At 70.1% G+C, this 22,106-nt stretch carries 23 protein-coding genes; 10 read left to right on the plus strand and 13 right to left on the minus strand.

Features of this window, described 5'->3' with window-relative positions:
- Window positions 1–336: 336 nt before the first annotated feature.
- Window positions 337–978 carry a DNA-3-methyladenine glycosylase gene (locus GAS53_RS23775; RefSeq protein ID WP_151479727.1) on the minus strand — a complete coding sequence of 214 codons (642 nt, stop codon included), beginning with the start codon at window positions 976–978 and terminating at the stop codon, window positions 337–339.
- A gap of 167 nt (window positions 979–1,145) precedes the next feature.
- Here GAS53_RS23775 and GAS53_RS23780 point away from each other — a divergent pair, with 167 nt between their 5' ends.
- The 3 genes from GAS53_RS23780 to GAS53_RS23790 all read left to right on the plus strand — a co-directional run bounded on the left by GAS53_RS23780 (window position 1,146) and on the right by GAS53_RS23790 (window position 3,171).
- On the plus strand, window positions 1,146–1,931 hold the full coding sequence (locus GAS53_RS23780) for a sporulation protein (protein ID WP_151479728.1): 786 nt from the start codon (window positions 1,146–1,148) through the stop codon (window positions 1,929–1,931).
- Between the two features lie 51 nt (window positions 1,932–1,982).
- Window positions 1,983–2,522, plus strand: a complete 540-nt coding sequence (locus GAS53_RS23785; RefSeq protein ID WP_151479729.1) for a YbhB/YbcL family Raf kinase inhibitor-like protein — start codon at window positions 1,983–1,985, stop codon at window positions 2,520–2,522.
- Window positions 2,523–2,667: 145 nt separating this feature from the next.
- On the plus strand, window positions 2,668–3,171 hold the full coding sequence (locus GAS53_RS23790; RefSeq protein WP_151479730.1) for an HNH endonuclease: 504 nt from the start codon (window positions 2,668–2,670) through the stop codon (window positions 3,169–3,171).
- 202 nt (window positions 3,172–3,373) lie between these two features.
- Here GAS53_RS23790 and GAS53_RS23795 read toward each other — a convergent pair whose 3' ends face one another.
- From GAS53_RS23795 to GAS53_RS23805, 3 genes are all read right to left on the minus strand, one after another.
- Entirely contained in the window at window positions 3,374–4,321 is a 948-nt protein-coding gene (locus GAS53_RS23795; RefSeq protein WP_151479731.1) for an SPFH domain-containing protein, read from the minus strand.
- A 151-nt stretch (window positions 4,322–4,472) separates the two neighbouring features.
- Window positions 4,473–4,904 carry an NfeD family protein gene (locus GAS53_RS23800; RefSeq protein ID WP_151479732.1) on the minus strand — a complete coding sequence of 144 codons (432 nt, stop codon included), beginning with the start codon at window positions 4,902–4,904 and terminating at the stop codon, window positions 4,473–4,475.
- Window positions 4,905–4,976: 72 nt separating this feature from the next.
- Window positions 4,977–5,768: an ABC transporter ATP-binding protein gene (locus GAS53_RS23805; protein WP_151479733.1), complete on the minus strand. Its 792-nt coding sequence runs from the start codon at window positions 5,766–5,768 to the stop codon at window positions 4,977–4,979.
- A gap of 122 nt (window positions 5,769–5,890) precedes the next feature.
- On the opposite strand from GAS53_RS23805, the gene GAS53_RS23810 reads away from it, so the two are divergent.
- Window positions 5,891–6,679, plus strand: a complete 789-nt coding sequence (locus GAS53_RS23810; protein ID WP_151479734.1) for a hypothetical protein — start codon at window positions 5,891–5,893, stop codon at window positions 6,677–6,679.
- Window positions 6,680–6,928: 249 nt separating this feature from the next.
- Here the strand turns inward: GAS53_RS23810 and chpE are convergent, their stop codons facing one another.
- The 3 genes from chpE to GAS53_RS23825 form a co-directional block, all read right to left on the minus strand.
- Window positions 6,929–7,174, minus strand: a complete 246-nt coding sequence (gene chpE, locus GAS53_RS23815; protein WP_055615420.1) for a chaplin ChpE — start codon at window positions 7,172–7,174, stop codon at window positions 6,929–6,931.
- A gap of 194 nt (window positions 7,175–7,368) precedes the next feature.
- On the minus strand, window positions 7,369–8,010 hold the full coding sequence (locus GAS53_RS23820) for a response regulator (protein WP_151479735.1): 642 nt from the start codon (window positions 8,008–8,010) through the stop codon (window positions 7,369–7,371).
- The gene (locus GAS53_RS23825) at window positions 8,003–9,148 is read right to left on the minus strand and encodes a GAF domain-containing sensor histidine kinase (protein WP_151479736.1); all 1,146 of its coding nucleotides are present in this window, start codon (window positions 9,146–9,148) and stop codon (window positions 8,003–8,005) included. Before GAS53_RS23825 ends, GAS53_RS23820 begins: the two co-directional genes overlap by 8 nt.
- Window positions 9,149–9,336: 188 nt before the next feature.
- Here GAS53_RS23825 and GAS53_RS23830 point away from each other — a divergent pair, with 188 nt between their 5' ends.
- The 3 genes from GAS53_RS23830 to GAS53_RS23840 all read left to right on the plus strand — a co-directional run bounded on the left by GAS53_RS23830 (window position 9,337) and on the right by GAS53_RS23840 (window position 12,156).
- On the plus strand, window positions 9,337–10,032 hold the full coding sequence (locus tag GAS53_RS23830) for an SDR family NAD(P)-dependent oxidoreductase (protein ID WP_151479737.1): 696 nt from the start codon (window positions 9,337–9,339) through the stop codon (window positions 10,030–10,032).
- On the plus strand, window positions 10,029–11,114 hold the full coding sequence (locus GAS53_RS23835; RefSeq protein ID WP_151479738.1) for an S-adenosylmethionine:tRNA ribosyltransferase-isomerase: 1,086 nt from the start codon (window positions 10,029–10,031) through the stop codon (window positions 11,112–11,114). Before GAS53_RS23830 ends, GAS53_RS23835 begins: the two co-directional genes overlap by 4 nt.
- A 301-nt stretch (window positions 11,115–11,415) precedes the next feature.
- Window positions 11,416–12,156: a transglycosylase SLT domain-containing protein gene (locus tag GAS53_RS23840; protein ID WP_151479739.1), complete on the plus strand. Its 741-nt coding sequence runs from the start codon at window positions 11,416–11,418 to the stop codon at window positions 12,154–12,156.
- Between the two features lie 86 nt (window positions 12,157–12,242).
- Here GAS53_RS23840 and GAS53_RS23845 read toward each other — a convergent pair whose 3' ends face one another.
- On the minus strand, window positions 12,243–14,756 hold the full coding sequence (locus GAS53_RS23845; protein ID WP_151479740.1) for an ABC transporter ATP-binding protein/permease: 2,514 nt from the start codon (window positions 14,754–14,756) through the stop codon (window positions 12,243–12,245).
- 243 nt (window positions 14,757–14,999) lie between these two features.
- Here GAS53_RS23845 and GAS53_RS23850 point away from each other — a divergent pair, with 243 nt between their 5' ends.
- Together GAS53_RS23850 and serB are read left to right on the plus strand one after the other, a co-directional pair.
- Window positions 15,000–16,775: a streptophobe family protein gene (locus tag GAS53_RS23850; RefSeq protein WP_151479741.1), complete on the plus strand. Its 1,776-nt coding sequence runs from the start codon at window positions 15,000–15,002 to the stop codon at window positions 16,773–16,775.
- Window positions 16,776–16,905: 130 nt separating this feature from the next.
- The gene (gene serB, locus GAS53_RS23855; protein WP_151479742.1) at window positions 16,906–18,111 is read left to right on the plus strand and encodes a phosphoserine phosphatase SerB; all 1,206 of its coding nucleotides are present in this window, start codon (window positions 16,906–16,908) and stop codon (window positions 18,109–18,111) included.
- Between the two features lie 149 nt (window positions 18,112–18,260).
- Here the strand turns inward: serB and GAS53_RS23860 are convergent, their stop codons facing one another.
- From GAS53_RS23860 to GAS53_RS23875, 4 genes are all read right to left on the minus strand, one after another.
- A complete protein-coding gene (locus GAS53_RS23860) occupies window positions 18,261–18,779 on the minus strand; it encodes a SixA phosphatase family protein (protein ID WP_151479743.1) in 519 nt (172 codons plus the stop codon).
- Window positions 18,780–18,855: 76 nt separating this feature from the next.
- A complete protein-coding gene (locus GAS53_RS23865; protein ID WP_151479864.1) occupies window positions 18,856–19,071 on the minus strand; it encodes a hypothetical protein in 216 nt (71 codons plus the stop codon).
- 265 nt (window positions 19,072–19,336) lie between these two features.
- Entirely contained in the window at window positions 19,337–19,453 is a 117-nt protein-coding gene (locus tag GAS53_RS57650) for an SGM_5486 family transporter-associated protein (protein ID WP_151479744.1), read from the minus strand.
- Between the two features lie 81 nt (window positions 19,454–19,534).
- A complete protein-coding gene (locus tag GAS53_RS23875; protein WP_151479745.1) occupies window positions 19,535–20,884 on the minus strand; it encodes a CynX/NimT family MFS transporter in 1,350 nt (449 codons plus the stop codon).
- 99 nt (window positions 20,885–20,983) lie between these two features.
- Here GAS53_RS23875 and GAS53_RS23880 point away from each other — a divergent pair, with 99 nt between their 5' ends.
- Window positions 20,984–21,691 (plus strand): FadR/GntR family transcriptional regulator, encoded by a 708-nt coding sequence (locus tag GAS53_RS23880; protein ID WP_151479746.1) that lies wholly within the window; start codon window positions 20,984–20,986, stop codon window positions 21,689–21,691.
- Here GAS53_RS23880 and GAS53_RS23885 read toward each other — a convergent pair.
- Window positions 21,675–21,983: a hypothetical protein gene (locus GAS53_RS23885; RefSeq protein WP_225859055.1), complete on the minus strand. Its 309-nt coding sequence runs from the start codon at window positions 21,981–21,983 to the stop codon at window positions 21,675–21,677. The two genes, GAS53_RS23880 and GAS53_RS23885, sit on opposite strands and share 17 nt — an antisense overlap.
- Window positions 21,984–22,106 lie beyond the last annotated feature (123 nt).

Below are 22,106 nucleotides of genomic sequence, written 5' to 3' on the forward strand. Positions count from 1 at the left end.
CCTTCGTACTCACCCGAGAGACTCTCTCGCGGCTTTCCTCCGGGCGCTTCCCTTCGGTCTTGCGTTTCCGACTCTATCAGACCGTTTCGGGCCGTGATTCCCATCGGAGGGATTTGCCTTTTGGCCTCGCGGCCTTTCGACATTCACTACGTTAGCCGATTCCCTCGGCGACTCATAATCGAGTTCCGCAAGTTTGAATTCAGACATGCAGGCACGCCGAATTCACCCTCGCTGAGAGGAAGTCGTAGGTAGTGGGTTGGCCGCTTCCGGCTGCTGGCTGAACGCCGTACCCGGTTCAAGCGGCTCGGACTACACTACGGACCGCCCAGGGGCGAGTCAAGTTGGGCGGCGGCGGGGGGTATGGGCCCGATATGGGCTCACCGTCGGGTCGTTGTCGATCCAGTAGCGCCACGGGTGGACACCTCCGTCGCCGGCCACGCCGGTGCGCGGACCGTTGCGTACCTGGTCGGAGGGCGCCGGGGTGCCCTCAAGAAGGGTCAACGGGGAACCCTCGGGACCGCACGCGTCCGTACCGTCGAGGGCTCGGTCGACCCCCAGGGCCGTGGCCAGGCGAGCGGGGCCTTTGGCCAGTTCCCTCTCGTATCGGGCCGAAAGTCGACGTTTGCGGGCCAGTTCGGTGCCCTCGGTGATCTCGCCGGCGCGGAGCAGGACCGCGCTCGCCTGGCCCTCCGGGCCGCACACCAGGTTCATGCAGTGCCACATGCCGTAGGTGAAGTAGACGTACACGTACCCGGGCGGACCGAACATCACGTCGTTGCGGGCCGTGCGGCCTCGATAGGCGTGGGAGCCGGGATCGTTCGGACCGTCGTACGCCTCGACCTCCGTGAGGCGGAGCTCGATCGGACCGTCCGGGGTGGTGCGCACGAGGACGCGCCCCAGGAGGTCGGGGGCGACCTCGAGTACGGGTCGGTCGAAGAACTCCCGGGTGAGGGGCGTACGGTCAGGGGCCGCGATCATGGCGTACGAGCGTAGTGCAGAGGTGTGACTGCGTGCGGGGTGGTCAAGGAGCGTGCGCCTTGCCAGGGTGAGGGCGCGGAACCGGACACGGCTGGATCGCGTTTGTATGGATCAAGGATCCGATCCGGACAGAACAACAACGGGGCGTTGCCCGAGGAGGAAAAGACATGGGGTTCAAGCGGCTGCTTGCGAGCCTGGGGGCCGGTGGGGCTTCGGTCGAGACGGTACTGACCGAGGTCAATGTCGTTCCGGGCGGCGTCGTCCAGGGTGAGGTGCGGATCCAGGGTGGGTCCGTGAACCAGGAGATCGAAGGACTGTCCGTCGGGCTGCAGGCGCGGGTGGAGGTCGAGGGGCACGACGACCAGGAGCACAAGCAGGACATCGAGTTCGCGAAGCTGCGCCTCGGCGGCGCCTTCGAGCTGCAGGCGAACGCGGTACACGCGGTGCCGTTCGGGCTGGAGATCCCGTGGGAGACCCCGATCACGACCATCGACGGTCAGCCGCTGCGCGGGATGAACATCGGGGTGACCACCGAGCTCGAGATCGCGCGTGCCGTGGACTCCGGTGACCTGGACCCGATCAGCGTGCATCCGCTGCCGGCGCAGCAGGCTCTCCTGGACGCGTTCATCCAGCTGGGCTTCCGCTTCAAGAGTGCGGACATGGAGCGCGGTCACATCCGGGGTACGCGGCAGAAACTGCCCTTCTACCAGGAGATCGAGTTCTTCCCGCCGCAGCAGTACCGCGGTCTCAACCAGATCGAGCTGAGCTTCGTCGCGGACGACCGCGAGATGGACGTCGTCCTGGAGATGGACAAGAAGCCGGGTCTGTTCAGCGAGGGCAGTGACTCGTTCCGCTCCTTCAAGATGGGTCTCAACGACTACCAGGGGACCGACTGGGCGGCGTATCTCAACCAGTGGCTGTCCGAGGTCGGTAGCCGTCGCAACTGGTTCTAGGCTCGGAGGCGAGAGTTTCCACGGATCAGGAACCGATCAGGAGGTGCCGAGGTGACCGAGCCCATGAGGCCGCCGCTTCCCCATGACTTCCATCCCGCCGTGCCGTCGTTCACGGTCACGAGTGAGGACGTCGAGCCGGGCGCGACGCTGAACGACGCTCAGGTCTACGCGGCCGGGAACACCTCGCCGCAGCTGCGGTGGGAGGGCTTCCCGCCGGGGACCAAGAGTTTCGCCGTGACGTGCTTCGATCCGGACGCCCCTACGGGGAGTGGATTCTGGCACTGGGTCGCGTTCGACATCCCGGCCTCGGTGACGGAGCTGCCGACGGGCGCGGGCACGGGGAAGTTCGAGGGCCTGCCGGAGGGCGCGGTCCAGGTGCGCAACGACTATGGGTCGAAGGAGTTCGGCGGCGCCGCGCCGCCGGCCGGGGATCCGGCGCACCGGTACGTGTTCACGGTGTACGCGGTGGACCAGGAGAAGCTCGGTCCGGACGCGGACGCATCGCCGGCCGTCGTGGGCTTCAACCTCCGGTTCCATACGTTGGCGAGGGCCCACATCATCGGTGAGTACGCGGCTCCTGCGGACAGCTGAGCGTTCACTGAACGTTTGCCCGCCTCTGGTCTTGGAATTGATCAGGGGCGGGCAGTTTTTATTGCGTTGTCCATCTCGGCGTGCCCGGCCAGAGTTGATCCAAGCCCGCCAGGGGGTGGGCCGGTGCACATGGGAGGTGGGCTTGATGCGGGACACGCTGGTACTGAATGCGAGCTTTGAGCCGCTGTCGACGGTGACGTTGAACCGGGCCGTCGTTCTGGTGCTGCAGGACAAGGCTGTCGTCGAGCAGGCCCACCCCGAACTGCGTATGCGCGGAGCCGCGCTCGATATACCGGCGCCCCGGGTGATCAGGCTGTGCCGCTATGTACGGGTGCCGTTCCGAAGACAAGCGCCGTGGTCGAGGCGGGGTGTTCTGGTGCGTGACCGGCACAGGTGCGCGTACTGCGGTCGTCGGGCGACGACCGTGGACCATGTGGTGCCTCGGGCGCAGGGTGGTCAGGACTCCTGGCTGAACACGGTGGCCTCGTGTGCGGCGGACAACCATCGCAAGGCTGCGCGTACGCCCGAGCAGGCGGGGATGCCGTTGCTGCGGCAGCCGTTCGAGCCGACGCCGGCCGATGCGATGTTGCTGGCGCTGGGGCAGGACGACTTCGAGGCGTTGCCGGAGTGGCTTGCTCAGCCTGCGTGAGCGCTCCGCTGGGAGAGCCGGAGTGCTGTCGGGTGTTTCGTCGGCTGCGGGTGAGTCATGGCTGGTCGCGCAGTTCCTCGCGCCCCTAAAAGATTGCGCCGTTCCCCGCGCCCCAAGCCCACGCCACCACGCAGGAGCCCCGCCGTGCGCAAGAAGCAGGGGGCCCGCCTCATGAGAGGCGGGCCCCCTGCTTTCGCGTTGCTCAGTCCGTGACCGATGGCTTCTCTCGGCGTTCTGTGCCGCCTCCGTTGCCCGGGCCGCCGCCCATTCCGCCCATCGGGCCGAAGTTGCCCATGGCGCCGCTCAGGCCCTTGAGGGCGTCGCCGATTTCGCTGGGGACGATCCAGAGCTTGTTGGCGTCGCCCTCGGCGATCTTCGGGAGCATCTGGAGGTACTGGTAGGCGAGGAGCTTCTGGTCCGCGTCACCGGCGTGGATGGACTCGAAGACCGTACGGATCGCCTGGGCCTCGCCCTCGGCGCGCAGTGCGGCGGCCCGGGCCTCACCTTCGGCCCGCAGGATCGCGGACTGCTTCTCACCCTCGGCGGTGAGGATCTGCGACTGGCGGATGCCCTCGGCGGTGAGGATCGCGGCGCGCTTGTCACGGTCGGCGCGCATCTGCTTCTCCATCGAGTCCTGGATGGAGGTGGGCGGCTCGATGGCCTTGAGCTCGACGCGGTTGACGCGGATGCCCCACTTGCCGGTGGCCTCGTCGAGGACGCCGCGCAGGGCCGCGTTGATCTCCTCGCGGGAGGTGAGGGTCCGCTCCAGGTCCATGCCGCCGATGATGTTACGGAGCGTGGTGACGGTGAGCTGCTCGATCGCCTGGATGTAGCTGGCGACCTCGTACGTGGCCGCGCGGGCGTCGGTCACCTGGTAGTAGATGACCGTGTCGATGTTCACGACCAGGTTGTCCTGGGTGATCACCGGCTGGGGCGGGAAGGGCACGACCTGTTCACGGAGGTCGATGCGGTTGCGGATCGAGTCGATGAACGGGACGACGATGTTGAGGCCGGCGTTGAGCGTCCGCGTGTAGCGGCCGAAGCGCTCGACGATGGCCGCGCTGGCCTGTGGGATGACTTGGATGGTCTTGATCAGCGCGATGAAGACCAACACCACCAGAATGATCAGGACGATGATGATCGGTTCCATCGTGGCTCCCCGTACCCTTCTCCGCCTCGGTGCTTCCGGGTCCGCTCGGTACTTCCGGAAGATCTTGTGATTGTCGAAGATCTTGCTGGACGAGTGTGTCAGACCACAACTCGCCACGTGGGGCGTTCCGTTCAGTGAACGCCTCGGGGAGTCACATGACGATCGCCGTGGCCCCTTCGATCTCCACGACGTCCACTTCCTGGCCCACTTCGAAGGCGCGTCCGGTGTCGAGGGAACGCGCGGACCAGACCTCTCCGGCGAGCTTGATCCGGCCGCCGGAGCCGTCAACTCTCTCCAGCACGACGGCCTGTTTGCCCTTCAACGCGTCTATGCCCGTGGCGAGTTGGGGCCGCTGGGCGCGATGCCGGGCCGCGACGGGGCGTACGACCGCGAGGAGCGCGACCGAGACCGCGGCGAAGACCACGACCTGGAGGACGACACCGCCTCCGAGGCCCGCGGTCACGGCGCCCGCGACGGCGCCGACGGCGAGCATTCCGAACTCCGGCATCGCGGTAACGACGAGCGGGATTCCGAGCCCCGCCGCGCCGATCAGCCACCACACCCATGCGTCGATGTCGTCCACGTGGTCATGGTAGGTCCGCGGGTCCTGTCGCGGACAGGGCGCCGATCAAGTTGGGGCGGGTGTTCCCGGTTGTCAGGACAGCGGCAGGCCCTGGGCGGTCCAGCGGTCGCCGTTCTGTTCGACGACGAGCGGGAGGCCGAAGCACAACGACAGGTTGCGCGAGGTGAGTTCGAGCTCCAGGGGGCCGGCGGCGAGCACCTTGCCCTGACGGATCATCAGGACGTGGGTGAAGCCGGGGGCGATCTCCTCGACGTGGTGCGTGACCATGAGCATGGAGGGGGCGATCGGGTCGCGGGCGAGGCGGCCGAGACGGCGTACGAGGTCCTCGCGGCCGCCGAGGTCGAGGCCGGCGGCGGGCTCGTCGAGGAGCAGCAGCTCGGGGTCGGTCATCAGCGCGCGGGCGATGAGGGTGCGCTTGCGCTCGCCCTCGGAGAGCGTGCCGAACTTGCGGTCCACGTATTCGGTCATGCCGAGGCGGTCGAGGAAGGCGCGGGCGCGCTGCTCGTCGACGTCCTCGTAGTCCTCGTGCCAGCCGGCCGTCATGCCGTACGCAGCGGTCAGCACCGTCTGCAGGACGGTCTGGCGCTTGGGGAGCTTGTCGGCCATGGCGATGCCGGCCATGCCGATGCGGGGGCGCAGCTCGAAGACGTCGACCTTGCCGAGGGTCTCGCCGAGGATGGTGGCGGTGCCGTGGCTGGGGAAGAGGTAGCTGGAGGCGAGGTTCAGAAGGGTCGTTTTTCCGGCGCCGTTGGGACCGAGGATGACCCAGCGCTCGCCTTCCTTGACCGACCAGGAGACCTGGTCCACCAGAGCCCGGCCCTCTCGGACCACGGATACGTCCTCAAGCTCCAGAACATCGCTCATGAGCGCGCTGTCTCCCATTGCAGTCTCGGCCGTCGCTTACGTCTGTGGACGCAGCCCCCAGGGAAAACCTACGCCACCGGTCGACCGGTCCAATCCATCGGCCGGTCCTTAGGGTGGGGGGCATGCTTTCGGAACCACGCTCAGGACGGCTGGCCGCATGGGGAAATGCCCTGTTGGCCGGTTTTGCGTCGCCGGACGACGCGGTCGTCGCCATCGTCGGTGAGGACGCCGTGCACCGGGTCGAGGGGCTGCCCGGTGAGACGGGGCCTGTCGGACTCACGCTCGCCCTGGGGCGGCTGCGCGCGCTCGGGGTGACCGGCCTGCGGGTCGCGCTGCCCGCGCCCGGGCATCCGCTGGGGCTGAGCGGGCCGCCGGAGTTCAACGCCCGCGCCCTCGACGCCGAGCAGGCGGTGGTCTGCCACGGGGCCGCGCTGGGGCTCGTGCCCGAGGTGTACGAGGCCGGGCCCGAGGGCGACGTGCACGTGGAGGTCCTCTGGCACTGTCTGCCCGTGCGCGAGGCGCCGCCCGCCGACGTGCCGTCCCTCGGCGAGGCCGAGCGGGAGCTCGCGGAGGCGCTGCGTGACGCCACCGACGTGCTGTCGCAGCTCGATGTCGCCGGGTCGGGTCCGGTCGCCGAGGCGGCGATCGACGCGTACCGGGCGCGGGCCGAGCGGGGCCGTGAGGTGCTCGCCCCCGGATATCCGCCGCGTGCGGTACGGGTGTTGGAGCTGGCCCAGCGCGTCGGGCTGCTCATCTCGGTCGCGTACGAGAACGGCCACGGCGGGGCCGTGAGCGCGTCGGAGATGGCCGCACGCTCCGAGGCCCTGCGCCCTGTGGAACGTACGGCCAGGCGGGCACAGGTGGCGGCGTACAACGCGTTTGTGGAGGAGCGGGAGCGGGGGGTTCGCTAGGCCGTGCGCCCAGGGGCTCGGCGGGGAGTGTTGTCGGGCGAGTGCGGGTGAGTGGGGGCTGGTCGCGCCCACGCGGCGGAGCCGCAAAATGTCACAGTTCCGCGCCCCTAAGGGGCTGAGTTGAAGGCATGCCTTCAACGGGCGCGGGGAGCCTGCACCGGTCGGCCAAAGATCCGATGGGCCGAAACCCGGACCGGCCCCCCAGGCGTGCCTGGAAGGCCGGTGGTCACTGCTGACCCGGGGCGTACGTCAGCCGTTGAAGCCGTCGTTGCCGAACGCCGGGTTCAGGATGCCGACAACGTTCACCGTGTTGCCGACCGCGTTCACCGGGATGGCGACCGGGACCTGGACGAGGTTGCCCGAGGCGACGCCCGGCGAGCCCACGGCCTTGCCGCCCGCGTGCGCACCATCGGTGGCGGAGGCGAAACCGGCACCGGCGGCAACCAGGCCACCGGCCACCATCGTGACGGCTGCGGCCTTCTTCAGGTTCTTCACTTCTAAGCCCTCTCCTTGTGAACCACTGCGGCAAAGCGCCGCAGCACGCACTGGAGAACGGCGGAGATCCCGGAAGGATGCGCCATCCGGGGGACATTCCCACGACGGTATGAATCTCAGCCCGGAACGGAACCCTCCGTATTGCCGTCCGTAGTGCTGTCCGGAAGGCCGCCGACCCTCGGATCAGCAGGTCATCAGCCGGTCACACCATGGCGTACGGCCCACAGCGCGGCCTGGGTACGGTCGGAGAGGTCGAGCTTCATCAGGATGTTCGAGACATGCGTCTTGACGGTCTTCTCGGAAAGCACGAGGGCGCGGGCTATCTCGCGGTTGGAGCGGCCGTCGGCGATCAGGCCGAGCACCTCGCGCTCCCGCTCGGTGAGTGAACCGCCTCTCCCCTGCCCGTAGTTGGTCTCCTCCTGGGACAGCAGCGCGCCCGCCACCTCGGGCTGGAGCAGGATGTGTCCGGCGTGGACCGAGCGGATGGCGCCGGCGAGGGCGTCGGGGTCCACGTCCTTGTAGACGTACCCGGCGGCGCCTGCGCGCAGGGCCGGGATCACCGTGCGCTGCTCGGTGAAGCTGGTGACGATGAGCACGCGCGCGGGGTTGTCGAGTTCGCGTAGCTTGCGCAGTGCTTCGACGCCGTCCATGCCCGGCATCTTGACGTCCATGAGGACGACGTCGGGCTTCAGCTCCTCGGCGCGGGCGACTCCTTCGGCGCCGTCGGACGCCTCCCCCACGACTTCGATGTCGTCCTGTATTTCGAGGAAGGTGCGCAGGCCCCGGCGGACCACTTGGTGGTCGTCGACGAGCAGCACCTTGATTGCGTCAGCCACCAGGGACCTCCATCTCGATCGTGGTGCCCTTGCCGGGCGCCGATTCCACGGTGAGCGTGCCTCCGACGCCATTGGTCCGGTCGCGCATGGACACCAGGCCGAGGTGGCGCCCCGCGCGGCGGGTCGCCTTGGGTTCGAAGCCGCTGCCGTCGTCGGTGACGCGCAGGACCGCGCCCTGGCCTCGCCTCTCCAGGGTGACGTCGACGCGGTCGGCGTCCGCATGTCGCAGCGCGTTGTGCAGTGCCTCCTGGGCGACGCGCAGCATGGCCTCCTCCTGGGCGGCGGGCAGTGCGCGGACACCGCAGCTGTCGAAGGTCACGCGCGCGGAGTGGGCGCGGTCGAGGACCTGGATCTGGGTGCGCAACGTGGCGACCAGGCCGTCCTCGTCGAGGGCGGCGGGGCGCAACTCGACGACGGCGGCGCGCAGTTCGTCGGCGGCCTCGGCGGCGAGTGCGGCCACCTGCTGGAGTTCGCCCTTGGCGCGGCCCGGGTCGCGGTCCACCAGGGTGGCGGCGGCCTGGGCGGTGAGGCGCAGGGAGAACAGCTTCTGGCTGACGGCGTCGTGCAGTTCGTGGGCGAGGCGGGAGCGCTCCTCGGCGATCGTGAGCTCGCGGCTGCGCTCGTACAGGCGGGCGTTCGTGAGGGCGATCGCGGCGTGCTGGGCGAGGATCGTCAGGAGTTCCTCGTCGTCCTCGGTGAAGCCGCAACCGCCGTCCGGCTTCGGACAGTTCTTGTTGGCGAGGAAGAGGGCGCCGATGACCTCGTCGCCGTCGCGGATGGGCAGGCCCAGGAAGTCGGACATGTCGGGGTGGGCGCTCGGCCAGCCCTCGAAGCGGGGGTCCTCGCGCACGTCGGCGAGGCGCTCGGGGCGGGCGTCGTGCAGCATCGCGGCGAGGATGCCGTGCTGGCGCGGCAGCGGGCCGATGGCCTTCCACTGGGCGTCGCTGACGCCGTCGACGACGAACTGGGCGAAGCCGCCGTGGTCGTCGGGGACTCCCAGCGCCGCGTACTGGGCGTCGAGCAGCTCGCGGGCCGAGGCGACGATCGTCTTGAGGACGTCTCGCACCTCGAGATGTCTGCTCATGGCCAGCAGCGCGGAACTCACCGCGTACAGGCCCGACCGGGGTCCTTGACTCATGACTTCACGGTACCGGCGGGGTGTGACAGCGCGTATCCGACCTGTGGCGGCCGCTGCCTAGGCCGCTGGGCCTAGGGCAAAGGGCCCCGAGGCTTTGCGGCCCGCGCACGAGGCGGCGGGGGCGGCTCGGTTCCTACGTTGAAGGCACCCGCCGGGAACGGCGGTCATGGGACGAGGGGACGGATGTCATGCCGGTAGCGATCATCACGGGGGCTTCGAAGGGGCTGGGGCGGGCACTCGCCGAGGCCCTGGCGGAGCGCGGCTGGGATCTGGTGCTCGACGCCAGAACGGAGGGGGTTCTCCAGGAGACGGCCGCGGCCCTCGGCAAGTACGGGACGCGGGTGGAGGCGCTGCCCGGTGATGTCACGGACGAGGCGCACCGTGCCGGGCTGGTGGCGGCGGCGCGGGATCTCGGTGGCGTCGATCTTCTGGTGAACAACGCGAGCGCGCTGGGCGCCGAACCGCTCGTACGTCTCGACGCGCTGCCCCTGGACGGGCTGCGGCGGGCTCTGGAGGTCAACGTGGTCGCGGCGCTCGGTCTGATCCAGGAGGCGCTGCCGCTGCTGCGGGAGTCGCCGGCCGGCGCGGTGATCGACATCAGCTCGGACGCGGCCGCCGAGGCGTACGAGACCTGGGGCGGCTACGGGGCCTCGAAGGCGGCGCTCGACCATCTGTCGGCGGTGCTCGGCGAGGAGGAGCCCGGGCTGCGGGTCTGGGCGGTCGACCCGGGTGACATGGGCACGGACCTGTACGCGGCGGCCGTACCGGACGACGACGATCCGCGGCCGGACCCTGCCAGTGTCGTGCCGGCCTTCCTGCGGCTGGTCGACCGGCGTCCGGCGAGTGGGCGCTACGGAGCGCCGTCGTTGCTGGAGCAGCGATGACGACGGCCCTTCGGGTGCCGGAGGAACTGTCGGCGCGGGTGCCGGCCGAGCAGCGCGGGCCGGGGCTCGACCGCGACGCGGTGCGGCTGCTCGTCTCGCGCGGTACGGAGGTGTCTCATCACGCGTTCGTGGATCTGCCGGGCCTGCTGAGGGCAGGCGACCTGCTCATCGTGAACACGTCGCCGACGCTGGCGGCCGCGGTGGACGGGAGGCTGGGGCACGCGCGCGTGGTGGTGCACTTCTCCACGCAGGGCGACGACGGACGGTGGGCCGTCGAGCTGCGGGACCCCGACGGAGCGGGCACCACGCGCGCGCGTACGGGCGGGCCCGCAGGAACTGAGGTGCGCCTCCCGGAGGACGTACGACTCGTCCTGGAGGAGCCCCTCACGGCGCGCAGTGCCCGTCTGTGGCGGGCGCGGGTGTCGGAACCGGACGTTCTGGGGCTGCTGCGGCGGTACGGGAGGCCCATTCGCTACTCCTATACGGAGAGGGACCAGCCGCTGTCCGTGTACCAGACGGTGTTCGCGTTGCCGTCGGCCGACGGATCGGGCAGCGCGGAGATGCCGAGCGCGGCGCGGCCCTTCACCCCGCGGCTGGTGGCGGAGCTGGTGAGCCGGGGCGTGCAGTTCGCGCCCGTCACGCTGCACACCGGGGTCGCCTCGGCCGAGGCGCACGAGCCGCCGTACCCGGAGCGCTTCGCGGTGCCGGAGGCGTCGGCGCGGCTGATCAACGCGGCCAGGGCCGGAGACGGCCGGGTCATCGCGGTCGGTACGACCGCCGTACGCGCGGTGGAGTCGGCGACCGGCCCCGACGGAGTGGTGCGTGCCGCGCAGGGCTGGACCGATCTCGTGGTGACCCCGGAGCGCGGGGTGCGGGTGGTCGACGGGCTGCTCACCGGGCTGCACGAGCCGGAGGCCTCGCATCTGCTGATGCTGGAGGCGATCACGGGACAGGCGGCGATCGGCCGCGGATACGACGAGGCGCTGCGCCGGCGCTACCTGTGGCACGAGTTCGGCGATGTGCACCTCATCCTGCCGGAGGAGGACCCTCACACAGAGCATTGCTCTCGCAACTGCTGGTGAGACCGCAACACGTTCGATGTGAGCCCGCACATAGGACACAAATCACGTACTAGAGGACCTAGGAGATAAAGGGACTCCTGGTGAGCGGGGCAGACGTGTCAGTCTGCCCCGTTTTGCCCTTCCCCGCTCCACTAAGCCGGGTCGTACGTCACACCTTTGCCACAGAAAATTGCGGCCGCTAAGAATGGCCACCGTCGCTCGGCGCCGTGGGTTCTTGCCCGCGGCGTTTGTTCCGGAAACACCGTTGTTCCCCCACCGGACCGAGAGCGACCTCCGCGCTATTCGAAGAGGTCCATCAGCCATGCCCAAGCAGCACAACACTCCTGGTCATAGCCCCGCGCTGACCAAGACCCACAAGCTCTCGCTCGCCGGTGTCGCCACGCTCGGCGCCGCGGCCCTCGCGTTCTCCCTCGTCCCGGGCAGCCCCGAGGCGAGCGCCGACTCGGTCTCCGCCGCCGCTCCGGCCGGCTTCTCCTCGCAGCAGCTCAAGGTCGCGACGGTCGGCCTCAGCGACCAGCTGGCCGACGCCCAGGCCGCGGCCGCGAAGAAGAAGGCAGCCGACCAGGCCGCCGCGAAGCAGGCCGCCGAGGCCGCCGCGAAGAAGAAGGCCGCCGCCGAAGCCGCGGCGAAGAAGAAGGCCGAGGACGCCCGCAAGGCGAAGGCGGCCGCGAGCCGGTCCGCCAAGCGCGCCGCGGTCAAGCCGGTCGCCGCGAAGACCTACGCCAACAACCTCGACGGCTGGATCCGCCAGTCGCTGGACATCATGAAGAAGCACGGCATCCCCGGCACGTACAGCGGCCTGCACCGCAACATCATCCGGGAGTCCTCGGGCAACCCGAACGCCATCAACAACTGGGACATCAACGCCATCAACGGCGTCCCGTCCATCGGTCTGCTGCAGGTCATCAAGCCGACCTTCGACGCGTACCACGTCGCGGGCACGGCCTGGAGCCAGTACGACCCGATCGCCAACATCACCGCCGCCGCCAACTACGCCGCCGACCGGTACGGCTCGATCGACAACGTCAACAGCGCGTACTGAGGTTTGCGCGGACCTCTGGCACATACGCCGAAAGGGCGGCACCCCACCGGGGGGAGCCGCCCTTCGCGTGTCCGGGAACCGCCTGACTACTTGCGCATGACCTCGGGCTCGTGGCGGCGCAGGAAGCGGGCCACGAGGATGCCGCAGATCACGCCGAGGACGATCAGGGCGGCCATGTCCATGCCCCAGGCGCCGACGGTGTGCTCCCACAGCGGGTCGTTGCTCTCGCCCTTGCCGGGCGGGCTGATGTTGTTGAAGTCGAGCGTGGCGCCCGCGGCGGCGACCGCCCAGCGCGACGGCATCAGGTACGAGAGCTCGTTGACGCCGACCGAGTTCGCCAGGGGGAACAGGCAGCCGGTGAAGACGACCTGGATGATCGCGAACATGACCAGCAGCGGCATGGTCTTTTCGGCGGTCTTCACCAGGGCCGAGATGATCAGGCCGAACATCATCGCGGTGAAGCCCAGCGCCATGATCGGAATGCACAGTTCCAGCAGGATCTGGCTGCCGAGGATCAGCCCCTCGTCAGGGATGGTGCGGGTGGAGAAGCCGATGACGCCGACCATCAGGCCCTGCAGCATGGTGATCAGGCCAAGCACGAACACCTTGGACATCAGGTACGCGGACCGGGACAGACCGGTCGCGCGCTCCCGCTCGTAGATGACCCGTTCCTTGATCAGCTCACGGACGGAGTTGGCGGCGCCGGCGAAGCAGGCGCCGACCGCGAGGATCAGCAGGACGGTGAGGGCCGTGCTGTTCGCGACGGGCTTGCCGGTGTTCGGGTTGATCTCCGTGTTGACCAGGAGGTCCCTGCCCTGGTCGATGAGCAGGCTCACCGAGCCGAGGACGAGCGGCAGGATGATCGACAGGGCCAGGAAGCCCTTGTCGGACGCGATGACGGAGACATAGCGGCGCACCAGCGTGCCGAACTGGGACATCCAGCCCTGCGGCTTCGGCGGCCGCATCGCCTGGGCCGACGGCATGTCTACGGACTGCGGGGCGACCGCGTCGATGTCCGCGGCGTACATCTGGTAGTGCTGCGAGCCCTTCCAGCGGCCCGCCCAGTCGTAGTCGCGGTAGTTCTCGAAGGAGGAGAAGACGTCGGCCCAGGAGTCGTAGCCGAAGAAGTTCAGCGCCTCCTCGGGAGGGCCGAAGTAGGCCACCGAACCGCCGGGCGCCATGACCAGAAGTTTGTCGCAGATGGCCAGCTCGGCGACCGAGTGGGTGACGACGAGGACCGTACGGCCGTCGTCGGCGAGGCCGCGCAGCAGCTGCATGACGTCGCGGTCCATGCCCGGGTCGAGGCCGGAGGTCGGCTCGTCCAGGAAGATCAGCGACGGCTTGGTGAGCAGCTCCAGGGCCACGGAGACGCGCTTGCGCTGGCCACCGGAGAGGGAGGTGACCTTCTTCTCCTTGTGGATGTCGAGCTTGAGCTCGCGCAGCACCTCGTCTATCCGGGCCGAGCGCTCGGCCTCCGTGGTGTCCGCGGGGAAGCGCAGCTTGGCCGCGTACTTGAGGGCCTTCTTGACGGTCAGCTCCTTGTGCAGGATGTCGTCCTGCGGGACCAGACCGATGCGCTGACGCAGCTCGGCGAACTGCTTGTAGAGGTTCCGGTTGTCGTAGAGGACGTCGCCCTCGTTCGCCGGGCGGTAGCCCGTGAGCGCCTTCAGGAGCGTCGACTTGCCGGAGCCCGAGGGGCCGATGACCGCGATGAGTGACTTCTCCGGGACGCCGAAGGAGACGTCCTTGAGGATCTGCTTGCCGCCGTCGACCGTGACGGTCAGGTGGCGCGCGGAGAAGGAGATCTCACCGGTGTCGACGAACTCCTCGAGGCGGTCGCCGACCAGGCGGAACGTCGAGTGACCGACGCCGACGATGTCGTTCGGGCCGAGCAGCGCGGAGCCGCCCTTGGCGATCGGCATACCGTTGACGTACGTGCCGTTGTGCGAGCCCAGGTCGCGGATCTCGTAACGGCCGTCCGGCGTCGCGTGGAACTCGGCGTGGTGGCGCGAGACCTGCAGGTCGGAGACGACCAGCTCGTTCTCCAGCGCACGGCCGATGCGCATCACCCGGCCGAGGGCCAGCTGGTGGAACGTGGTCGGACTGCGGTCTCCGTAGACCGGCGGCGCCCCCGCGCCGCCACCGGCTCCTTGCTGCTGCGGAATGTGCGCGGCCTGCTGCGGCTGCTGCCAGCCCTGCTCCGGCACCTGCTGCTGCGGCGGCGCCTGCTGGCCCCAGCTGGCCGCCGGTGCGCCCTGAGCGGCGTACGGCTGCTGCTGAGGCTGCGCCTGCGGTGCGGCGGCGGCCCCGGCGCCCGCGAGATTCAGGCGCGGTCCGTCGGTCGCGTTGCCGAGGTGCACGGCAGAGCCGGGGCCGATCTCCATCTGATGGATCCGCTGCCCCTGCACGAATGTGCCGTTGGTGCTGCCGTGGTCCTCGATGACCCAACTGCGGCCGCCCCAGCTGATCGTGGCGTGACGCCAGGACACCCTGGCGTCGTCGAGCACGATGTCCCCCTGCGGATCACGTCCGAGGGTGTATGGCCTGGACGCATCGAGCGTCCAGGTCCGTCCATTCAATTCCAGTACGAGTTCCGGCACTCCATGCCCCACTGAGTTGTCCCCCGAGTTACCCCCATCACAGGGAGTCTAGGGATGTCGAACATCGTGGGGAACTATTTCAGTAGGAGCCCTCTGACCGAAAGTCGGGCCTTCTGAAGACCGCGTACGGGCGGCTTGTCCGTTTCCGTTGACGGGGTTGAAACCGGCCCGGAGAGTGGTAATCCCACGCGAGGGGGACACACCGCGGTGGAGGTATCGCTGCGCGGAGTCGGGGGGCTGACGATGAGCGACAGGGCCGTGGGACACGGCAGGCGCGTGCCATGGGGCGATGTACTGCTGTCCTCGATCGCCGCCGTGAGCTGGGCGTTGATCGGGATGGCGGGCGTGGCGGCGCTGGGGCTGCATCTGCTCGAGGCCGACGCGGCGGGCTCGCTCGGGTCGATGACCGCGGCTGTTGTGGCGCTTGGGGCGGGTGGTTCGGTGACTCCGTCCGGGGATGTGTCGGCTTTCGGCCTGGAGGGCGCGCAGGCCGAGACCGCCCTCGAGATCACGCCACTCGGTGTGAGCCTGGTGGGCGCGTTGCTGCTGTCCTGGTTCTTCCTACGGTCCTTGCGCGGGGCGGGAGTTGTGATCTCGCCGGCCGAACTGCTCGCGCGCGTGGGCACGGTCGTGGTGCTCTTCGTGGCGATGCTGGGCGGTCTCGCCTGGGCGGGACACGATGTCATCACGATCGACGGCGGCTCGCTCGGGCTCGACCAGTTGCCGGGCGGCGGACTGCCCGACGAGGTCGACGTGCCGGGGCTCGGTGACATCGGCGGGCTGCTGCCCGACCGGCTCGGTGATCTCGCCGACGCGAACGCGAAGGTGGGCTTCACGGTCGAGACCGTGCCGACGCTGCTCGGCGGCCTGGGCTGGGTGCTCGGCGTCCTGCTGATCGCGCTGCTGGCCTCGCGCCGGACCCCGCTGCCGCGCGGCTGGACGGCGGCGCACCGTCTGGTGCGTCCCGCCGCGTCCGCGCTGGTCACAGTGTTGCTGGTGGCGGTCCTGGCGGGCTTCGCGGCTGCGGCGTACGCGGCGATCGGTGACGACAACCCGAAGCGGATCGCGGGCGCCGCGCTGGTCGGGGCGCCCAACGGGGTGTGGCTGGGTATCCCGATCGGGCTCTTCGTGCCGTGGGACGGGAAGGCCACGGGCCCGCTCGCCACGTTTCTGCCCGATCCCATGGACGAGTTTCTGAGCTCCTCCGACCAGCCCATCACGCTGGGGCGACTGGCCGAACTGGACAGCCGGGTCTGGCTGTTGGGCGTCGCGGCGGCGCTGATGATGCTGTACGCGGGTGTGCTGACCGCGGTGCGTACACCGTTCGTACGGGACCGGGGCGTCCTCGGTTTCGCGGGGCGCTGCGCGCTGCGGCTGGGGATCGTGACCGCGCTGGCCATGCCGCTGCTCGCCTGGCAGACGGAGGTGTCCGTGGACGCCTCGCTGTCCGTCCTCGGCATCGACGCGTTCGACGCCGGGATCGAGCTGCACGGGCAACTGGGCATGGCGTTGCTGCTCGGCGCGCTGTGGGGTGCGGGCACGGGGGCGGCGGGCGCGCTGCTCGCGTGCGCCACCGGAGCCGCCGGCCGGCACGCGGCAGCGCTGGCACTGGGTGACGCGGGAACTCCGGCCGCCGCTCCGCCGTACGCGGAGGTCGCCGGGGAGACGGGTCCCTACAACCCTGGTGCGCCGTTCCGGCCGGCGAACCCCGATACGAACCCGTATCTGCGGCTGCCCGACGAGCTGCGGGAGCCCGGGGAGGGGCGGCGTCAGGGCGGCCGGTCCGCCGGGCCCCGGTCCCCCGGTGGGCAGCAACCTGGCCGGAAGCCTCCCGGCGGGCAGCAGCCTCCCGGTGCCCGGCCGCCCAATGACGTGTACGGCGCTCCCACCGTGGCCGGGCCGTACACGCCACCGCCCGTTCCGGGGCCGCGGCGTGGGCCACGGTCGCCGCAGGACGGGCCGCCGTCCCCGCCGGACGAGCCGCCGCCTCCGCCCGGGAATCGGCGGGGACGGCGCTGATCCGGGGCGTGACGCGGGGGCGCCATGGCCCGTGAAGGCCGTGGACACCTCGGTGACACCCACTGTTCTCTGTCCGTCAGGCGGACCTCAGGGGCGGTGGGCACGGGGTGCCGGATACGGTGGGAAGACCATGAGCGCATCGCAGACGTCTGATGTCCCCACTCTCCTCGTCAAGATCTTCGGCAAGGACCGTCCCGGTATCACGGCCGGCCTCTTCGACACCCTCGCCGCCTATGCGGTCGACGTGGTCGACATCGAGCAGGTCGTCACCCGTGGCCGGATAGTGCTGTGCGCGCTCGTGACGCAGCCGGCGGCCGGCCTGGAGGGCGATCTGCGCGCCACGGTGCACAGCTGGGCGGACTCGATGAAGCTGCAGGCCGAGATCATCTCCGGTCTGGGCGACAACCGGCCGCGCGGGCACGGCAGGTCGCTGGTGACCGTGCTCGGGCACCCGCTCACCGCGGAGTCGGCGGCTGCGATCGCCGCCCGGATCACCGGGACCGGCGGCAACATCGACCGTATCTTCCGGCTGGCCAAGTACCCCGTGACGGCGGTCGAGTTCGCCGTGTCCGGTACGGAGACCGAGGTGCTGCGGACCGCTCTGGTGACCGAGGCGGCGGCCCTCGGCGTCGATGTCGCGGTGGTCGCGGCCGGGCTGCACCGGCGGGCCCAGCGTCTGGTGGTCATGGACGTGGACTCGACGCTCATCCAGGACGAGGTCATCGAGCTGTTCGCCGCGCACGCCGGGTGCGAGGACGAGGTCGCCGAGGTGACGGCGGCCGCGATGCGCGGGGAGCTGGACTTCGAGCAGTCGCTGCACGCGCGCGTGGCGCTGCTCAAGGGGCTCGACGCCTCCGTGGTGGACAAGGTCCGCAGCGAGGTACGGCTGACGCCGGGGGCGCGCACGCTGATCCGTACGCTGAAGCGGCTCGGCTTCCAAGTCGGTGTCGTCTCGGGCGGGTTCACGCAGGTCACGGACGATCTGAAGGAGCGTCTCGGGCTCGACTTCGCCCAGGCCAACACGCTGGAGATCGTCGACGGGAAGCTGACGGGCAGGGTCACCGGCGAGATCGTGGACCGCGCGGGCAAGGCGCGGCTGCTGCGCCGGTTCGCCGCGGAGGCGGGTGTGCCGCTCGCCCAGACGGTGGCGATCGGCGACGGTGCCAACGACCTGGACATGCTGAACGCGGCCGGGCTCGGGGTCGCCTTCAACGCGAAGCCGGTGGTGCGCGAGGCCGCGCACACCGCGGTGAACTTCCCCTTCCTGGACACGGTCCTGTATCTGCTGGGCGTGACGCGGGAAGAGGTCGAGGCGGCGGACATGCACATCGACTGAACGGCCGCAAGCAGAGAGCGGGCCCGGTGCCACTGCGGCACCGGGCCCGCTTGTTGTCATGGCGGCCCAGCCATCGATCGAGGAACCCCGCCGGAGAGCCATCACCTGCGCGAGAGCGGCGGCGGCTCAGCCGCATACGGGGACCGGGCTTACTCCGACGGCGCCCAGTAGTCGAGCAGCGTGGCCGAACCCGGCTCCAGGGCCTTCCAGGAACCGGTGAAGGAGAGCACGGCGTAGGAGGCGGCGGGGAAGCCGCGGCGGCTCATCCGCTCCTGCGCGTCGCCCTCGGACTGGCCGGCCAGGATGTCGGCGAGGCCCTGCACGCCGGGATTGTGGCCGATCAGGAGGGCGTCCTGCACGTCGTCCGGGGTTTCGTTGAGCACGGCGATCAGCTCACCGGGGGAGGCCTCGTAGAGCCGCTCCTCATAGACTGTTTTCGGCCGGTGCGGGAGCTCATGGACGGCGAGCTTCCAGGTCTCGCGGGTGCGGGCCGCGGTGGAGCAGAGGGCCAGATCGAAGGGGATGCCGGTGTCGGCCAGCTTGCGTCCGGCGACGGCGGAGTCCTTGCGACCCCGCTCAGCGAGCGGCCGCTCATGGTCGGACACCTGGGGCCAGTCGGCTTTCGCATGCCGGAAGAGGACAATCCTGCGGGGTTCTGCGACGCTCATGGGTCCCAGCTTCGCATGAAACACGCCATGGGGCGCAGGGAGTTGACTCGCTGCCCTGACATGGGGTGTCGGGAGCTCAGGAGCCCTGGTTCAGCACGATCTGCTGGACGCGCTCGAAGAGGTCGCCGACCGCGGGGTCGGCGCCCGCAGCGTGGGCGTCCGCGGGGTTCAGTATCAGCAGGAGCAGTGCGGCGAAGGCGAGGGCGGGGAGGACGAGGGCCCACCAGGGCAGCCGGGTCTCGACGCCGCGCCTGGTCGCCGGGTGGGGCGGGGTGTGCGTAGGGGCCGACATGCCGCCTCCGTGGGTCTTCGGGTGGTCCGTGGTCCGCGTCCTCGCGGTCACATCTCGAAGGTACGGATTCGGGAGCCCTCAACCCATCCGGTGATCCACCCACTTGACCCTGACACTCACCCCCTAGGGGATGGTGGGGATAGCCCCACCCTCGGGCGGCGCGGGGATCGCGGCGGAGGCGTCAGGACCGAGCGAGCCGGGCCGAGTGGTCCGGGCCGGGGGTCAGGCCCGGGCGGTCAGGGCCGGGCGATCAGGGGCCGGGCGGTCAGGGCGCGGCGATCGACGCGATGACGGCGATGATCACGAAGATGGCGAAGAACGCGCCGAAGACGAGAAGCATCTTCTTCTGGCCGTTCTGGGGGTTCGGGTCGAGCACGGGCATGCCGCCAGTCTCGCACCCTTCGCCCGCCTCCTCACCGGTGGGGTCGGCTCGCGGGAGACAGGGCCTAGGTCACAGGCCCGGTCACCGCGCGGCCTCGTCCTCGACGGTACGGTCGCGGCCCGCCAGGACGCCCATCACGATCTGCGGGAGCATCAGGCCCGCCATGAGCGCGATCGGCAGGCCCCAGCCGCCGCTGTGCTGGTAGAGCACGCCCACCAGGAGCGGGCCGGGGATCGAGATGAGGTACCCGGTGCTCTGCGCGAAGGCGGAGAGCTGCGCGACCCCCGCTCCGGTCCTGGCCCGCATGCCGACCATCGTGAGGGCCAGCGGAAACGCGCAGTTGGAGACGCCCAGCAGCAGCGCCCATGCCCAGGCGCCGCCCGCCGGGGCGAGGTAGAGCCCCGCGTAGCCGATGAGTCCGCAGACGCCGAGGGCGACCACGATCGGCCCCTGCTGGGGCAGGCGCGTGGCCAGCCGGGGGATGACGAAGGCCAGCGGCACGCCCATCACCATGGTCACGGCGAGCAGCAGGCCGGCCGTGCCCGCCGGGACACCCGCGTCGCGGAAGATCTGCGCCATCCAGCCCATCGTGATGTACGCGGCGGTGGCCTGGAGCCCGAAGAAGACGGCGAGCGCCCAGGCGGTACGGCTCCGGGTGATGCGCAGCGTGACGGATTCCTGGCGTGCCGCGGATGCCGAGCCCTCCTGGCGTGCCACGGAAGCCGAGGCCGTACGAGGAACCGAGGCGGAGGCGGCGCCGGCGGACAGGGCCGTACCCCGGGCCCGTACGAGAGGAATCCACGGCAGCACGGCGACGGCCGCGAGCCCCGCCCAGACGGCCAGGCCCGACTGCCAACTGCCGCCCAGGACCCGGGTCATGGGCACCGTGACGGCGGCCGCGGCGGCGGTGCCGAGCGCGAGGGCCATGGAGTAGAGGCCGGTCATGGAGCCGACCCGGTCGGGGAACCAGCGCTTGACGATCACCGGCATGAGGACGTTGCTGACCGCGATGCCCATGAGCGCGAGGGCGCTGGCGGCCAGGAAGCCGGCCGTGTTACCGGCGAAAGGCCGGATCGCCAGCCCCGAGGCGATGGCCACCATGCCGGCGCAGACCACGGCGGCGGGTCCGAAGCGGCGGGCGAGGCGCGGTGCCATGACGCCGAAGACGGCGAAGCAGAGCGGCGGCACGGAGGTGAGGAGTCCGGCGAAGCTGCCGCTCATGCCGAGCCCGTCGCGCACCTCTTCGAGGAGGGCGCCGAGGCTGGTGATGGCGGGGCGCAGGTTGAGGGCCGTCAGGACGATGCCGACGATCACCAGACGCGTCAGCCACGCGCGCGTGGCGGGCGTGCGGAGGTCTGCGTCCTGCGCGGAGCTGCGTATCGGTCGGGACATCGTCGTCCGGGTTTCCTCGCCAGTCATGCCAGTCATCATAGAATCATGGGATGATTGGTTGTCCAATCCCCTGATGCACAATCCCCTGACACGGATTCCGGTGCATCCCCGGTGCACCCCCTGGCGCGAAGGACCGTCATGCCGCTGAGCCACCCCCGCCGATCGGCCCTGTCCGAGCAGGTCATCGCCGAGCTGCGGAACCAGATCACCTCGGGCGAGTGGCCGGTGGGCTCCCGCATCCCCACCGAGCCGGAGCTGGTCGAGCAGCTGGGTGTCGCCCGCAACACGGTCCGGGAAGCCGTGCGCGCGCTCGCGCACAACGGTCTGCTCGACATCCGTCAGGGCTCGGGCACCTACGTCGCGGCGACCAGTGAGCTGGCGGGCGTGATGCACCGCCGCTTCGCGGACGCCGATCCGCGGCACATCGCCGAGCTGCGCTCCACACTGGAGTCGAGCGCCGCGAAGCTGGCCGCCGAGCGCCGCACGGAGCGCGATCTGAAGCAGCTGGACGCCCTCCTCGTGCGCCGCGAGCAGGCCTGGGAGTCCGGTGACGCGGAGGCCTTCGTGACCGCCGACACGACCTTCCACCTGGCGGTGGTGGCCGCCTCCCACAACGACGTGATGACGGCGATGTACGCGGACCTGGGCGAGGTCGTGCGCGACTGGCTGCGCGAGGACGTGGGCGAGGAGCTGACGCCCGAGACGTACATGGACCACACGCGCATGGTGGACGCGATCCGCGCGGGCGACGCGGAGACCGCCTCCAGGGAGGCGGCCGGTTACCCGTTCACGTGCCGCCCGGGGCGGCCTGCCACGAAGGACGCGGACGTCACCTCTGGTGACTGACCCACGCCGAGCGGACTTCCTTCCAGCAGCGGCCGGTCAGCCGTACGGTCTGCGCGGGTCCGGCCTCGACCGGGGTCCCGTCGCTGTCGATGTCCCACCACCGGTCGCACTCGATGTGCAGGGTGACCCGGTCGATCTCCGGATACGGGTTGTGGCAGTGCGCCGTCACGTACGAGCCCTCGATCGCCGTCCGGCACATGGCCCCGAAGGGCCTCTCGGCGGGCACGCGCGCGTGGGGCGCCTCCTCCGTGGTCTGCGAGGTGGCGTCCGCGTCGGCGTACGAGGCCGCCATGCAGTGCAGCGCGAGCGGGAGAGCCAAGGCGACTAGCAGCGCGGCAGAGGGCGCGGCGAACCCGCTCCACTGGAGCCGATGCTTGCTGCGGGGCTGGGACAGACGCACAAGGGGGACCTCCTC

This window comes from Streptomyces albicerus, from assembly GCF_008905045.1.
Classification (GTDB): domain Bacteria; phylum Actinomycetota; class Actinomycetes; order Streptomycetales; family Streptomycetaceae; genus Streptomyces; species Streptomyces albicerus.

What these genes read in the sequence shown, in the direction of transcription:
- GAS53_RS23775 (WP_151479727.1), bottom strand. Translation starts at nt 978, where the DNA reads ATGATCGCGGCCCCTGACCGTACGCCCCTCACCCGGGAGTTCTTCGAC.
- GAS53_RS23780 (WP_151479728.1), top strand. Translation starts at nt 1,146, where the DNA reads ATGGGGTTCAAGCGGCTGCTTGCGAGCCTGGGGGCCGGTGGGGCTTCG.
- GAS53_RS23790 (WP_151479730.1), top strand. Translation starts at nt 2,668, where the DNA reads ATGCGGGACACGCTGGTACTGAATGCGAGCTTTGAGCCGCTGTCGACG.
- GAS53_RS23795 (WP_151479731.1), bottom strand. Translation starts at nt 4,321, where the DNA reads ATGGAACCGATCATCATCGTCCTGATCATTCTGGTGGTGTTGGTCTTC.
- GAS53_RS23805 (WP_151479733.1), bottom strand. Translation starts at nt 5,768, where the DNA reads ATGAGCGATGTTCTGGAGCTTGAGGACGTATCCGTGGTCCGAGAGGGC.
- GAS53_RS23810 (WP_151479734.1), top strand. Translation starts at nt 5,891, where the DNA reads ATGCTTTCGGAACCACGCTCAGGACGGCTGGCCGCATGGGGAAATGCC.
- GAS53_RS23825 (WP_151479736.1), bottom strand. Translation starts at nt 9,148, where the DNA reads ATGAGTCAAGGACCCCGGTCGGGCCTGTACGCGGTGAGTTCCGCGCTG.
- GAS53_RS23830 (WP_151479737.1), top strand. Translation starts at nt 9,337, where the DNA reads ATGCCGGTAGCGATCATCACGGGGGCTTCGAAGGGGCTGGGGCGGGCA.
- GAS53_RS23835 (WP_151479738.1), top strand. Translation starts at nt 10,029, where the DNA reads ATGACGACGGCCCTTCGGGTGCCGGAGGAACTGTCGGCGCGGGTGCCG.
- GAS53_RS23840 (WP_151479739.1), top strand. Translation starts at nt 11,416, where the DNA reads ATGCCCAAGCAGCACAACACTCCTGGTCATAGCCCCGCGCTGACCAAG.
- GAS53_RS23850 (WP_151479741.1), top strand. Translation starts at nt 15,000, where the DNA reads ATGAGCGACAGGGCCGTGGGACACGGCAGGCGCGTGCCATGGGGCGAT.
- serB (WP_151479742.1), top strand. Translation starts at nt 16,906, where the DNA reads ATGAGCGCATCGCAGACGTCTGATGTCCCCACTCTCCTCGTCAAGATC.
- GAS53_RS23860 (WP_151479743.1), bottom strand. Translation starts at nt 18,779, where the DNA reads ATGAGCGTCGCAGAACCCCGCAGGATTGTCCTCTTCCGGCATGCGAAA.
- GAS53_RS23865 (WP_151479864.1), bottom strand. Translation starts at nt 19,071, where the DNA reads ATGTCGGCCCCTACGCACACCCCGCCCCACCCGGCGACCAGGCGCGGC.
- GAS53_RS57650 (WP_151479744.1), bottom strand. Translation starts at nt 19,453, where the DNA reads ATGCCCGTGCTCGACCCGAACCCCCAGAACGGCCAGAAGAAGATGCTT.
- GAS53_RS23875 (WP_151479745.1), bottom strand. Translation starts at nt 20,884, where the DNA reads ATGATGACTGGCATGACTGGCGAGGAAACCCGGACGACGATGTCCCGA.
- GAS53_RS23880 (WP_151479746.1), top strand. Translation starts at nt 20,984, where the DNA reads ATGCCGCTGAGCCACCCCCGCCGATCGGCCCTGTCCGAGCAGGTCATC.
- GAS53_RS23885 (WP_225859055.1), bottom strand. Translation starts at nt 21,983, where the DNA reads ATGGCGGCCTCGTACGCCGACGCGGACGCCACCTCGCAGACCACGGAG.